The organism is Desulfosporosinus acidiphilus SJ4, assembly GCF_000255115.2.
In the GTDB taxonomy this organism is placed as follows: Bacteria; Bacillota; Desulfitobacteriia; order Desulfitobacteriales; family Desulfitobacteriaceae; genus Desulfosporosinus; species Desulfosporosinus acidiphilus.
The window spans coordinates 2,887,800-2,902,400 of the sequence record NC_018068.1 but is presented as its reverse complement, the minus strand read 5'-3'; the positions used below and the strand labels follow the sequence as shown (position 1 = coordinate 2,902,400).

The following is a 14,601-nucleotide window of genomic DNA, read 5'->3' as shown; positions in this document are numbered from 1 at the left end:
TTACGATTTTGGTAAGGGAAATAATCCGAAGGATAAATCGCTCAACTATCGTCTCTAAATGCTAAGGTAATAAGGAAGTATCCTGGAAAATGTGAAAGTGCTAACAATAGCAAACGAAAAGGGGGGGCGTCTCATGAGAAAGTGTGATGAATTACTTCAGAGGTTTACCTTAAAGGGCCAAGATAGTGGGGTCAGGGAACTGCGACGAGAGGAATTCGATGACTATCAAGTGATATACAATATCCTTGTTGAAAAACTCATTGATACCGGCGTAGAAATAACTCAAGATAAAGAAACTCAAGTAATCAACAGAATTGTGTCCCAGGATGATGCGGATGTAACTCCGTTAGGCTTGACTAATGTAAGTTTAGAATACCTTGCAAGAATACTGACGTTCGCAAAAGGAAAGGGAATCCAATGGCATGTTGAAATTAAAGAGTGTTCTGATACTCACTTCATGGAATTGTCATATTTTAAAATCCAAGTCAATTGTAACAAAGATTTATTTGTGACAATGGCTAAGGAAGCTGGGTTTAGATATCCAAAGTTAAAACACATGCAAACGGCTTAATTTCATCAGAAAGCAGTGTTAGTCAACGCGTTCTTCACGCTTCTAAATGTTCCGTTTTAATAGTAAAGTAGCAATAATTGTCTAACTGCTTGAGCTTAGCTGCTTAACAACTCCTGTCAGAAATGAAAGGAGTTGTTTTTGGTGTAGGAAGTTCATTTCTCGGAACATAAGGCTGAAAGTTAAAAAAGTTAAATATGTTCATAGGCATTAATGATGATGAACATACTGATTTTCTATAGACATCTAAATCCCTGAATGATACCCTTAATTTGTAGCTTATGTGGAAAATTCAAAAAGGAGTGTGACTTATATTGAAGAGAGTTTGAGCTTGGTTAGAATTCAATATCATTATAACAATTTAAATCAAAGCAACTTACCATGACTAAGAGTTATGAGTTTGAAAGATCACACGATTGAGCTCTCAAAATTAGTGGATGCTTAGAAAGAAAAGTCATAAAGACTGCTAAAAAATGTGATTATTTACAGGTTTAAGAGAAAGAAAAACTTTAAATTTTAAGGGAAAGAAAAGCTTTAGATTTTAAGGGAAAGAAAGTTTTAGATTTTAGGGAAAGAAAATGAGGGTAAAAAACTGTAAAAAACTAAGAGCAAGGCAAAATGCTTTGTCTCTAAGTGAAATGTTTCACGTTTGGATTACGGACGAGAAAGGTGGGGACAGTATGTCGGGATTTGCACTCGGCAAACGAATACCGATTATCGATACAATTAGAGCGTACAGGAAGGGAGACCTCAAGCATGACATTATCGGCGCCTTAACTGTTGTAGTTGTTGGCCTGCCCCAGTATATGGCTTATGCCTTGATTGCCGGCGTTAATCCCATCTATGGCTTATATACGGGTATCATAGCTGCTATTATAGGCTCGGCTTTTGGCTCATCGAATCAGCTTATTACCGGACCAACAAATGCTATATGTTTGCTTACGGCAAGCGCTATGATTCGATATATGAATCTTCCCAATGCTTATCAAATGCTTTTCCTAATGACGTTTATGGTTGGTGTACTACAGGTCGTTTATGGAGCCATTAAGCTTGGCAAGGTAATAGACTTCGTTTCCCATACCGTTCTGGTTGGTTTTACTGCGGGAGCAGGGACAATCATCGCTCTTGGACAGGTCAATACATTCCTGGGGATATCGATTAAAAACTCTTCAGCAATGTCAACATTAGAAAAAATGCAATATATTGTTACTCATTTAAACCAAACTAACCCCTATGTCTTAGGAGTTGGACTAATGACCATCGTTATTATGCTGATTTGCAAAAAGATAAGCAAAAATCTGCCGGGTGCTTTAATCGGAATTATCGTTCCAATCTTTTTTATCATACTGTTTGATCTGGAAAAGAAAGGCGTTAAGCTTACCGGAAATATTCCTTCGGGCTTTCCCCCCTTTACAATGGTTCAGTTTAACCTTTCTTCAATAAAAGAAATGCTTAGTGGGGCTTTTGCTATTTCAATCATTGGTTTAGTAGAGGCAATATCAATTTCCAAATCAATTGCTACTAAAACGCGACAAAAGATTGATTCTAATCAGGAATTTATCGGCCAAGGTTTATCAAATATTGTGGGAGCATTCTTCCAGTGCCTGCCTTCCTCCGGATCCTTTTCGCGGTCGGCCATCAATTTTATTAACGGGGGAGTCAGCAGATTAGCGGGAATCCTCTCGGGTGTATTTGTAGCCATAGTTCTCATACTGTTTGCTCCCTACGCGAGATATATCCCCAGTGCAGGTCTTGCAGGAGTGTTGATCTATACTGGGTATGGCTTGATTGACAAAGTTGAAATCAAAAAGGTAATTAAAGCGGGCTTGTTTTCTTCCGATTCGATTGCCATGTGGGTAACCTGTATCTTAGTTATTTTACTGCCAAACCTTGATTATGCAATTTATACAGGAATTGCTCTATCGATTGCCTTATATCTTAAAGACACAAACAAAGCACCCATCAAGCTTCTCATCCCTAAGCAGGGTGAGGAATCTCAAGTCATTCTCGAAGAGGTAAAAACCGTTGAAAATAGGGTAGATGTATTGGTTATTCAATTGGAAGGAAATTTATATTTTGGTGGAGCAACAGATCTTGGAGAAAGACTTGAGAGTTTGATTGATAAATCCAGTGTATTTATTTTAAGAATGAACCATGTTACGACCATTGATCTAACATCAATTACGGCTTTGAAAGTATTTGTCAGGAATGTAAGAGAAGCCGGAGGAACTTTAATCATTAGTGGGGTCAAATCAGAGCTGAATGCTATTTTTAAAAAGTCTGGTTTGGATACTGAAATTGGAGGGGAGAATATTTTTATGCTGGAGAATGAGGTATTTGCTTCGACTTCCAATGCTCTAAGAAGGGCTAGAGCAGCTTTGAACTGTTAAAATGCTGGGATAGATACAATAGAGGATGTCCGAGAGACTACAGATGACCATGTATTGCATGCCAAAGGATTTGGACCGACTTGTTTAGAGGATTCGCATCCACTTGTTTAGAGGATATGCACTATAAAATGAAATTGTTTGAGGCACAAAACAAGATATGATCAGATATGATCGATTGAAAAATAAAATGCACCCTATAGGAAAAGGGAGAACGGTTTGACCGACTCCCTTTATTTTTACTATCGGAAAGAGTATAACCCTCGGTTGTATAGTGCATGAAGGGCTGATCCGAGCAAAGGCCAATGTCTTCAGGCGCCAGAAACGTTTTCTTTATTTAAAAACTGCTTGCGGCTTAAATAACAAGAAAGCGCCATGGGATTGAATGCTGTTGTTCATTTGTCGATGTTAATTCGAAGTCAAAAAATGTAATAGTTTGACGAAAGCAATTATTTCCATTCTAATGATCGACATTTAGTGTGTTATAATCTTCTATAGAGTACTTATCTTTTGGGGGTTAATTAAATATGACGAAAATGTCCCGCAAGAATCGTGGACATCAACGAAGCAAGAGTAAAAAACTTCGTGTGTTCCTTTATTCACTTTTGACTGTACTTTTATTAGCATTTGCTGCCGGTGGGATTTTTGTTTTGAAGGTGGCCTTACAGCTCCCGCAGTGGGATCCCTCTTCTCTGAACGACATGAAGCAGTCTTCAATCATTTATGACAAAAATGGTAATGAGATAGCCCAGTTACATAGTACGGTGAATCGACTGAGCTTGAGCTCCTCTCAAATCCCGGATATCGTGAAAAAAACCTTTGTCGCAGTGGAAGATAAACGTTTCTATCAAGAAATCGGGATTGATCCTATACGAATTGTCAGCTCCGGTATTCAGGATTTGATCACAGGAAGCGCCAAACAGGGTGCCAGCACGATCACTCAGCAACTGGCTCGTAATGCCTTTATCGAAGATCCGACGTCTAAAACCCTAACGAGGAAAGTTCAAGAAGTTATTATTGCCATACAGCTTGAACGACGCTATACCAAGGATGAGATCCTGACATTTTATCTGAATAAAATTCCTCTGGGGGAATCTTCCTATGGGATTGAAGCAGCAGCTAAAACCTATTTCGGCAAAGATGTTAGTAAGCTTGACCCGGCAGAAGTGGCACTTTTGGCGGGTTTGCCTCAAGCATCAAGCGGATATGATCCTTATTTTCATCCGAATGCTGCCAAGACCCGACGAAATATTGTCCTTGGGGTTATGCGAGATGCGGGGATTATTACTGCTGCTCAGTATAATCAATCCATTAACGAGTCCTTTACTTATGTAGATACAATGATTAAAACATACGGCGGGCCACAAAAGGCCGTTTATGCAACCGCCAATTATAAGTATCCTTCCTTTGTAGATTATGTAGTTAATGAATTAGAAAACAAGTATAACTTAACTGAGGATCAAATTAATAATGGAGGATTAAAAATATATACTACGGTTGACCCAAAAATCCAAACCGCAGCTGAAGATGCTTTTAATGATCCGGCTAATTTTCCCCAAAGTGTTGATAAGAGTTTAGTACAGGGTGCAATGACCATTGTTGAACCGTCCACTGGCAGCATCGTGGCTATGGTGGGGGGAAGGAACTACCAATATGGGAATTTTGATCGTTCTTGGCAAGCTAAGCGACAACCGGGGTCGACGATTAAACCTTTAGCTGTCTATGGCCCTGCCTTAGAAAAGGGCGGCTATTATCCCGGAACAGTTCTGGACGACATGCCGGTTACTTTTGATTTAGGCTACGGTCAGAGTTATAGCCCGGTGGACGATGATACGTCTACAAACGGGTGGAAAGGTCTGATCACAATGCGGTATGCTCTGGAAGATTCGGTCAATGTTTATGCCGTAAAGCTGCTGAGTCTTATCGGGGTCAATACCGGTTGGGAATTTGCTAAAAATAATCTTGGGTTACCTTTGACTAACCAAGATAAAGTTTTAAGTTTGGCCCTTGGCACATGTCATGTATCGACCCTTGATATGGCTTCAGCTTATGGAGTTTATGCCAATAATGGTGTACGTGTCACGAGTCACGCAATAGAAAAGGTCATTGATTCTTCCGGAGATACAATTATTACTCCGTCTATTACTCGTGTAAGAGTTATGAAAGAAACCACCGCCTATTTAATTAGCGATATGTTGCACAGCGTTGTGACTGGTGGAACAGGCTACGCGGCAAATATGGATCATTGGGCGGTGGCTGGCAAAACCGGTACAACGTCTCTTCCGGCAAGCTATGGCAATAAAAACGGAAATCCTGATGCCTGGTTTGCGGGTTACACCCCTTATTATGCCGGAGTGGTGTGGATGGGATATGACTCTGATCCTGATGGACAACACTATTTGCAGCAGGTATACGGCGGCAGCTATCCGGCCCGGATTTGGAAGAAAGTTATGACAGTCGCTCTTCAAGATAAAACAGTACAAACAGAGTTTAAACGTCCGGCGGGGATAGTTAGTGGTTCTATTGACACTAAATCCGGCCTTCTGCCAAGCTCATTGACTCCGCCCCAGTTTATCCAAACAGAAATAGCAGCTCAAGGGAATTTCCCTACCCAAGTCAGTAATATTTGGGTGCAGGAATATATTAAACCTAATAATGTCCCACGCGTCTTTTTAAATGTTCCTGACCGAAATCCGTCGATTCCCTGGCCTTCCAATGAGGCCCCCTATCGGATGCCTTCTAATGCGAGCCTGCCGGGGAAACTGCAGCAGGCTCCCGATTAAGCATATGAGGTCAGCAGCATGAATCCGAATCTTTACATCAATGATTCTTTCAGACCACTTATTATGCTAAAAGTAAATTAAATAATAATACACTTATATGTATGATGCAGCCTTTAATTCCTTGATGACATTGAAGGCTGCATTGCATTATTTTGTCGGATAAAATTTGATCTAATACTGTCATTTTAATTAGTTAATGACTGGTTTTTCCAGTTGACTTCATCTCCTTACAAGTGTAATCTACAACTATAGATTACACTTGTAAGGAGATGCTTTTATGACTGAAGCAAGCTGCAAGATTTCAGATGCGGAATGGCTTGTAATGAGAGTATTATGGCAAGAATCACCATTAACTGCTTCTTTAGTGATTGAACAGTTAAAATCTAATACTCGGTGGAGCCCAAAAACGATTCAAACTTTAATAACGCGCTTAGTAAAAAAGAGAGCTTTGGGAGTCAACAAAGTATTGGGTTTAAATCATTATTATCCCTTAATTTCCGAAGAAGAATGTATGCGGGAAGAAACAAATTCTTTCCTGCAAAAGGTATATGGCGGTTCACTCCAACTCCTTCTGGCGAATTTTGTTAAAAACGAGAGCTTATCAGAGAAGGATATTCAAGAATTGAAAAATCTTCTGGATAAAAAGTGAAGCCGTGGAAGGAGGGAGAAAAGGTGGATTTGACCGGACTATTTCAGCATATTGTTTCTTTGTCTTTAATGGGGAGCCTATTGTCTATAGGGATACTGCTTATTAAACGATTGCTAAGACAGAAGCTCAGTGCCAATTGGCATTTTTATATTTGGTTTGTGCTGATATTAAGATTATTTATTCCATTTTCTATGCCGGCATCATCTCAGTTGTTCAATTTTTTTCCAAACTATCAACAGGCGAGCAGTTTATCACAAAAATTGCTGCCCAGCAGTGACCAACAGGCTAAAGCAACAACTCTACAAGACTTCAATAATACTAGTTCGGATTTAGAACCGAGAATTACAGCCGGCAATGAAACAACCAAAAATTCCCCAATACCTATTTTGCAACGGTTCAACTGGAATACTGCGGCTTTAATTTGGCTTATTGGAGTGGTATCGGTATTTTTCTATATTCTGGTCATCAACGTTTTACTTCTCTTAAAGACTAAGAAACTTCCAAGATGTAATGTTGAGGGAGTAATAAAAATACTGGAAGAATCAAAATCTAAACTGAAGATCCGTTCTAACGTTTTAGTAGCTTATGATGTCACTATGAGATCCCCCGCGGTCTTTGGCTTATTTCAGCCTATAATCTTGATTTCACCTGACATCGTTGAGAAATTATCGTCAGAAGAATTAAGCTATATTTTCATGCACGAATTAAGTCATTTAAAACGTCGTGATCTACTGATCAATGGTTTGACGATAGTAATCCAAGTTGTTTATTGGTTTAATCCGATTTTATGGTTATCCTTGCAGCAAATGAAGCAAGATTGTGAAATAGCTTGTGATGCAGCGGTTTTAGCTTCTCTAGAGCCGAAAGACCATAAAAAGTATGGACAGACAATTATTAGTTTATTGGAATTTCTCTCTGAACCACATTGGGGCCCGGGTACCGTAGGATTTATAAAAAGGTTTAATGCCAGGAGGATTATCATGATCTCTAAATTTCACAAGACACCGTTAAAGTGGGCAATTGCAGCCTTGTCCTTATCTTTAATCGTCGGATGTTCCAGTTTAATTAACCCTTTAAATTCAACAGATAATCAGCAAAATCAAAAAAACTCCGCCGGTCAGCAAACTGCGAATAACACAACCATTCCCAAAATCTCCTCCGATTCTGCAGATTCCAATTTAATTGTTTATAAGAATCCTTCCTACGGCTTTAGCTTCAATTTACCGTTAGATTGGAAAGGTTACTCGATAGTAGACAGTCAATGGCAAGGCATGACTTTTGGCGGTCAATCCGGTGAAAGTGTTGTTGAAACCGGCCCAATGATTTCCATTAGAGATCCTCGCTGGACAAAGCAAACTCCCCGCCAGGATATTCCGATCATGGTATTTACTATTGACCAATGGAATTCGCTTCAGCAGGGCGTATTTCATATTGGAGCTGCACCTATTGGGCCGAGTGAATTAGGTCGTAACAATAGCTATGTTTTTGCACTGCCTGCACGATATAACTTTGCTTTTCCAGCCGGATATCAAGAAGTAGAAACTATTATTAAAAGCAATCCTTTAAAAACAACTGAGACGACACAGATGCATCCCGATCCGACGGAATCTCTCTTAGCAAATATGATGATAATGGGGCAACAAGGAAAAGTTCTTTTCAGCGATTTTCCGGTTAAGACAACTACAATAGAAGACATCGAAAAACTTTGGGGAAAGGCGGATAAGACTGAATATATACCATCTGCCAGCGGACAATTTGCAACCTATTCAGCGCATAATATAGTCTTTGGTATTAATAAAGGAGATCAAATATTCGAAGTACGCTCGTACGACAGTCGAATAAAGGGAATTACGCTTAAAATGGCAAAACAAGTTTTAGGTACTCCAGCTTATGATACACAAATTAATGGCCAAGAAATCATTGGCTATACTACCAACTCTCAATTTAAAGTTGAAATGATATTTCCACAACCCACCAGTTCCAACCCCAATCCGGTTATTGATCATTATAATGTTCTTTACCCTCAGGGAACTGTCAATACAATGGCGAATTACCCAGGAAGGCAATGGTAATTTAACCGAATAAGAGAAATAAATGGAACATAGGGGCCGTTGCAAAACGAACTAAAATAGTTCGCAAGCAACGGCCCTTTTTCTTACTAAAAATAGAAAACTGCGGGTCCCAAAGAACTCGCAGTTAGCGTATAATTTAAGTTATGCTAAAAACCAAATTACACACTAAGAATTATAACGAATTAGGTGGACACTATCAATTAGCTTTGCCATTTAATTTTAACGTGTTAATACCAGAGGATGACTCCGTTCGACTACTAAGCCACATTTTGGAGGGATTAAATTACGAAGCGTTGTATAAGGCCTACTCTTCCACTGGAAGAAAACCGGTAGTCGAACCCAAAATCCTGTTTAAAGTATTGACCTATGCCTATATGAATAACATTTACTCCAGCCGAAAAATTGAAGTCGCCTGTAAAAGAGACACTAACTTCATGTGGTTATTGGCAGGATGCAAAGCACCTGACCACAGCACCATTGCTCGATTCCGAAAAGACTATCTGAAGGAAGCCATAGAAGACCTCTTTTTCCAAATGGTAAAGCATTTACATGAGCTTGGTGAAGTAGAGTTTAAGAACCTCTTTGTCGATGGAACAAAAATTGAAGCCAGTGCTAACCGTTATACCTTTGTCTGGAAAAAAGTCGTTAACAAAAATGAGGCAAAGATGTTCTTGAAAATTCAGTCTTGTCTTGAGGAGATCAATTTGACCTATTTAAAGGACTTCAACGTAACCAAAGAGACGTTACTTAAGGATCTTAAGACTGCTATCTCTTACCTAGAAGAAAAATGTCAGCAAGAGCAGATTGAATTTGTTCACGGTATTGGAAAACGGAAATCAAAGCTGCAGAAATTTATAGAAAGCCTGAAGGAATTCTATACCCGGCAAGAAAAGTACAATGCACATCACCAATTCTTCGAAGGAAGAAATAGCTACTCTAAGACCGATCCTGATGCAACGTTCATGCATATGAAAGATGATCATATGCGCAATGCTCAGTTAAAGCCGGCTTACAATGTCCAGATTGGCGTGGAAAGCGAATATGTAACAGGGGTTGGGATCTTCCAGGATCGTAACGACATAGCCACATTAATTCCTTTTTTAAATATGCTTGAATCAAAACTACAGGCGCATTATGAGAATGTTACCGCAGACTCTGGTTATGAGAGCGAAGAGAACTATCTTTATCTCGAAGGAAAACATCAGACCTGCTACATAAAGCCACAGACCTATGAACAATGGAAAAAGAAGAGCTTCAAAAAAGATATTAGTAAGCGAGAAAACATGGCTTACAATGCGGAAATCGATGAATACACGTGTCATAATGGAAAACAACTCAAACCCGTTGGAATCACTCATCGAACATCAGCAACCGGTTACCAGTCCGAAATAACAGTCTATGAATGTGAAGACTGCAGTGACTGTCCGTGTAAAAGTCGCTGTACAAAAGCTAAAGGCAATCGACGAATGCAAGTATCCAAAACGTTTGTGGCCAAACGCCAGATCTCGTATAGAAACATCACAACCAAAGAAGGAATACTGCTAAGAGTAAATCGGTCCATACAGGTTGAAGGAGCCTTTGGGGTCCTCAAAAATGACTATAACTTCAACCGCTTTCTAACACGAGGCAAAAACAGTGTGAAAACTGAATTTATGCTGCTGTGTTTTGGGTATAACGTGAATAAACTTCACTCTAAAATACAAAATGAACGAATTGGGAAACCCCTTCATCCACTAAAAACCGCATAAAAAGGAGAGAAAAACGGCCTAATCCTGAAGGCTTATTTTGTTATACTCAAATTTAAGAAGAAAGTAGAGATTAAGCATTTCAATCAAACCAATAAATATCTTTCAAGGGAAAAAGAAAAAGGGAGCATCGCTTGCTACTTTAGAAAAGTAGTTTTGCGACACCTCCTTTCTTTATTACTTAGGAAGGTATAACACTCATGGCAAAATTGTTCTGTATAATAGGCAGGAGTATATTATTTCTTGACGAAACAATATATATCTGACTTAAAGAGTTAATAACATGTCAAAAATGATAATATGTCTATCGATTTTAGCGTTAAATATAACCGATTACAAGTCAAATTGTACCCACAGGCGCCATTTAACAGACGTCTTTTAACATAGATAAGAATGGTAAATATGATCGGCCAAGACAACTTGATTTATCACACCTAAATGGAGGCAGAAGAATGGAATTATCAGGAAGCATAGCAAATCGGATCGTAGAATTAATATCACAAAATAGCGGTTTTCCTATTATTGTATGTGATAATACCGGAATGATAGTATCAGCGACGGATCGAGGCAGGATTGGACAAATTCATGCGGGGGCTCAACGAATCATGACTACTGATGTGGATTTTGCAATGGTCACGGCTGAGCAGGCGGTCAACTCGGATGGCTCTATACGAGAAGGTTTTAGTATAGCCATAAAATCAGAGGGCCTGAAGATTGGTACTTTTGGTGTAACTGCTAGCCTAGAAATTGCCCAGCCCATTGCAAAAATCGCAGCGGAATTGGTTGTCACGACGATACGTGATGAGGAACTAAAAGATACCTTAAGAAAGTTAGTTAAAGGGATGAGCGCTCAAGTCGACAGAGCAGCGACTGCTGTTCAACAGATTGCCTCATCTTCCCAAGAAGTTGCAGCAATCAGCCAGACAGTAAGCAATATTTCAGAAGTTGGAAGTCAGAAGCTTCAAGCGACTTCAGAAATATTGAATTTTATTCGGCGAATAGCCAATCAAACGAATCTGCTTGGCTTAAACGCAGCCATAGAAGCAGCTCGTGCGGGAGAACAAGGAAGGGGATTTTCTGTAGTTGCAGGTGAAGTACGCAAGCTGGCTGAGGAAAGCAGACATTCGGCAAATGATATCAGCAGAATTTTAATCGAATTTCAGGACGTAATGAATCACATCGTCCAAGGAGTACACCAAAACGCGGAAGTTACTCAGGAACAGGCCCAATCTATTCAAGACATTTCATACACGGTTAATGAGGTCCAGAATATCGGTTTGGAATTAAAAGCATTAGCCGAAAGATTATAAAGACAATATTTTATTGAACAAAGATAGGGGATTATAGTTAACTGGATTCTAACTGGAATCCGGTTTTTTTGCTATTACAAAAGCTTTTAAATGACCTATGGATTTGAATGAATAAATTTATAACTACTGACGTTAATTATTGAATCATCTTTTGATTTCAGGTAATCCTATTGGAAGAATAGAGTTAAAAAAACGAATAAGCAAAAGATACCTTATCCAAAGGAGGACTGAACGATGTTAACTGCTTTTGGATTTTTAGATGTCCCAGAATTGGCTATTTTTTTGGTAATAGCTCTAGTTGTTTTTGGCCCAGGAAAGTTACCCGATATTGGAAAGTCATTGGGCAAGGGAATTGCTGAGTTCAAAAAAGCAGCAGAAGGAAAAACCACCGGATCCAATGATGAGGAACAAAAAGATAAACATAAAGATGAGGAGACTGGAAATTAAGGAAACAATTACAGTGTGGGGGGGTAATTATTGAACTAGCTAAGAAACTAATAAGGTGATATTTCGAAAGGAGATGCTTGATCATAGAACAGTTATTTCAAGTATTTAAAGAGGTCGCAGAAACTAATAATATTACCTTATCTGCTAAGCATCTTCATATGAGTCAACCAAGTATTACACTACAGATTCAGAATTTAGAAAGCGAGTTTGGCGCTCGCTTCTTTGACCGTACCAATAAAGGGGTAACTCTTACAAAAGAAGGAGAAATCTTTTATTCTCATGTCCGCAGAGTTCTTGAAATACTCAAAGATGCCAGGGAACAGATTAGTAACATGGCTAAAGATGAGCGGAGACTGGTTAATCTGGGGGCAACTTTAACAATAGGGGAAATTATTATTCCTAAACTTTTAGCGCTTATGTCCAAAAATCATCCGGACGTTGAATTTAAAGTAAAAATCGCAAATAACGATATAATCTCCCAAGATGTTTTGGAAAAGAAATTGCATATTGGACTAATTGAGGGAATGATCTTCCAGTATAATGACCTAAATGTTGATAAATTTTGGGAAGATGAGTTGATTGTTATGATCCCGCATTTTCATCCCTGGGAATCAAGAAATACCATTTCATTTGAAGAACTTTTATCCGAACGTCTTGTGACAAGGGAGGAAGGTTCTGGAACCAAAAAGATAATGGAGACAATTCTTCAAGAGAAGGGCTTAGATCCGGTTCGCTTGAACATAGCCATGGAACTGGGAAGTACTCAGGAAATCAAACAAGTCGTTGCAGCAGGGCTGGGAATTACTGTTATATCCGAGCTAGCCGTAAGAAATAAGGATGATGAAAAACTTTTTAAAATTATAAGATTTAATGAAGGCCCGATTCATAGGCCTTTCAACATTCTGACCAATGCTCATGTCATTCAGACGCAGAAAGAAAAGGCTTTTATAAAATTGCTTCATGATTATGAAGTCATGGATAGACTTATTAACGAAAATGACTTGGAGAGTGAGAAAGTACTTGAGGATTGCCAAGAAAATAAAGGTAAGGGTCCAATGAGACAACAATACTGTTGAAATCGCCTGTCCACTGAAGTCTTCATTCATCCCCAAGATTGATAAACAAGTTGCCTTTGAAACCAATTTTCTGTATGCTAAAATTAGTTTCAAAGGCAACTGTTTTTAGGAGATAGGATTTATGCCAAACATCAGTCGGTACAATGCTGCAATTTATAGGGTCACTCAAAATAGTAGATCTTTTACAAAAGATTTAACGGCTAGCAAGGCAGAGCAAGCACTCAATATTTTAAAAAGAATACTCAATAGACTCTACGAGGAAAAAAATAAGATAAATTCTGAGGATGACTAGAAGTTTATAGAAAATAAATAATAGCCATGTGCAAGGGAGGAAAAGAATATGTCAGAAAAAAACCGTCTTTGGACAAGAGATTTTTTGTTTATTGATATGACTAGTTTTTTAGTTTTTGGCAGCTTTTATTATCTCTTATCAACACTTCAGTATTATGTTTTGCAATTGGGAGGCTCGGTTGCTTCAGTTGGTCTGGTCATGGGAATATTCACATTAGTGGCTGTGGCGGTTCGTCCGATCGTGGGACAACTATTGGATACTCGCGGCCGTCGTATAATCTTGATGTTTGGCTTAATAGTAATTCTGGTTTCCTTTATAATTTATCCATTGGTTCATGCGCTTTGGTGGGTTGTTTTGATCAGGATTATACATGGTATTGGTTGGTCTGTTGTGCCTGTTGCCATTAGTACTTTAGTAGCTGATGTGGTGCCCAGCAAACGCCGAGGCGAGGCCATGGGTTATTATTCGAATTTCATGGATGTAGCTATGGCGATAGGTCCATTCGTCGGTGTCTTGTTGTTTCAGTTTGGTAACATTAAAGCAGTTTTTTTGGGCGCAGCGGTTACTTTACTTCCTGCGTTTGCTTTTGTCTGGTCGGTACGAGACTGTTATCAGCCATTAGCTGACCGGCCCAGTGGTCCCCGTCTAAGCCGGGCAGCTCTCCTGCCAGGATTCATAATGATGACAGCAAGTATTGGGTATGGATGTGTAGTTAGCTTTTTGCCTACCCTGGTAATGCAGAGGGGGATTACAGGACAGTTTTTAGGGATGTCAGATTATGCTTTTTATTACATCATTTATGCCTTGACGTTACTATTTACGAGGGGTATTTGGGGACGGCTTTCAGATAAATTCGGCCGCAAAGCATCTATTATACCTGGAATGGTTTTTTTGGCTCTGGGGACATTTTTATTGGCCAATACGTGGTCTTTTCCACTTCTTCTATTAGTCGGGGTTGTATATGCTGCGGGTTTTGGAGCGGCACAACCGGCAATTTTGGCATGGACTGTAGATCGCGCTGGTCATAACGACAGAGGTGCAGCGGTTTCAACGTTCTTTATTGCCTTTGACGGGGGACTTGGACTGGGGGCATTAGTTATGGGGATGGTTGCTCAGTATTTCTCCTATCAGGTTACCTTTATTGCTGCTACAATTATCACCCTAGCAGGCTTCTTACTTTACCTGTATTACCTCTATACCGCGAGATCCCGTAATGTGAGTATGTCCCAGTCGTAAACTATCAAAGAATTTTTCATAACGAATGTCATTATA

General features: G+C 39.3%; 11 protein-coding genes. All 11 read left to right on the top strand.

Translation table 11 applies throughout. The features are described from left to right. Nucleotides 1-133: 133 nt before the first annotated feature. The 11 genes from DESACI_RS13175 (at nt 134) to DESACI_RS13130 (ending at nt 14,565) form a co-directional block, all read left to right on the top strand. A complete protein-coding gene (locus tag DESACI_RS13175) occupies nt 134-571 on the top strand; it encodes a hypothetical protein (RefSeq protein WP_014827689.1) in 438 nt (145 codons plus the stop codon). A 677-nt stretch (nt 572-1,248) separates the two neighbouring features. After that, on the top strand, nt 1,249-2,958 hold the full coding sequence (locus DESACI_RS13170; RefSeq protein ID WP_242833052.1) for a SulP family inorganic anion transporter: 1,710 nt from the start codon (nt 1,249-1,251) through the stop codon (nt 2,956-2,958). 524 nt (nt 2,959-3,482) lie between these two features. Further along, complete coding sequence (locus tag DESACI_RS13165) at nt 3,483-5,738, top strand: transglycosylase domain-containing protein (protein ID WP_014827687.1); 2,256 nt, start codon at nt 3,483-3,485, stop codon at nt 5,736-5,738. A gap of 277 nt (nt 5,739-6,015) precedes the next feature. After that, on the top strand, nt 6,016-6,387 hold the full coding sequence (locus tag DESACI_RS13160; protein ID WP_014827686.1) for a BlaI/MecI/CopY family transcriptional regulator: 372 nt from the start codon (nt 6,016-6,018) through the stop codon (nt 6,385-6,387). Between the two features lie 23 nt (nt 6,388-6,410). Then, a complete protein-coding gene (locus tag DESACI_RS13155) occupies nt 6,411-8,459 on the top strand; it encodes a M56 family metallopeptidase (RefSeq protein ID WP_014827685.1) in 2,049 nt (682 codons plus the stop codon). Between the two features lie 143 nt (nt 8,460-8,602). Continuing rightward, nucleotides 8,603-10,207 (top strand): IS1182 family transposase, encoded by a 1,605-nt coding sequence (locus tag DESACI_RS13150; protein WP_014827684.1) that lies wholly within the window; start codon nt 8,603-8,605, stop codon nt 10,205-10,207. A 449-nt stretch (nt 10,208-10,656) separates the two neighbouring features. Beyond that, nucleotides 10,657-11,514 (top strand): methyl-accepting chemotaxis protein, encoded by an 858-nt coding sequence (locus DESACI_RS25530; RefSeq protein ID WP_014827683.1) that lies wholly within the window; start codon nt 10,657-10,659, stop codon nt 11,512-11,514. 234 nt (nt 11,515-11,748) lie between these two features. Next, a complete protein-coding gene (locus tag DESACI_RS13140; RefSeq protein ID WP_014827682.1) occupies nt 11,749-11,961 on the top strand; it encodes a twin-arginine translocase TatA/TatE family subunit in 213 nt (70 codons plus the stop codon). Between the two features lie 83 nt (nt 11,962-12,044). Continuing rightward, nucleotides 12,045-13,037 (top strand): LysR family transcriptional regulator, encoded by a 993-nt coding sequence (locus DESACI_RS13135; RefSeq protein ID WP_049804124.1) that lies wholly within the window; start codon nt 12,045-12,047, stop codon nt 13,035-13,037. Between the two features lie 121 nt (nt 13,038-13,158). Then, complete coding sequence (locus DESACI_RS24570) at nt 13,159-13,329, top strand: hypothetical protein (RefSeq protein ID WP_014827680.1); 171 nt, start codon at nt 13,159-13,161, stop codon at nt 13,327-13,329. A 48-nt stretch (nt 13,330-13,377) separates the two neighbouring features. Next, on the top strand, nt 13,378-14,565 hold the full coding sequence (locus tag DESACI_RS13130; protein ID WP_014827679.1) for an MFS transporter: 1,188 nt from the start codon (nt 13,378-13,380) through the stop codon (nt 14,563-14,565). Nucleotides 14,566-14,601: the final 36 nt, after the last annotated feature.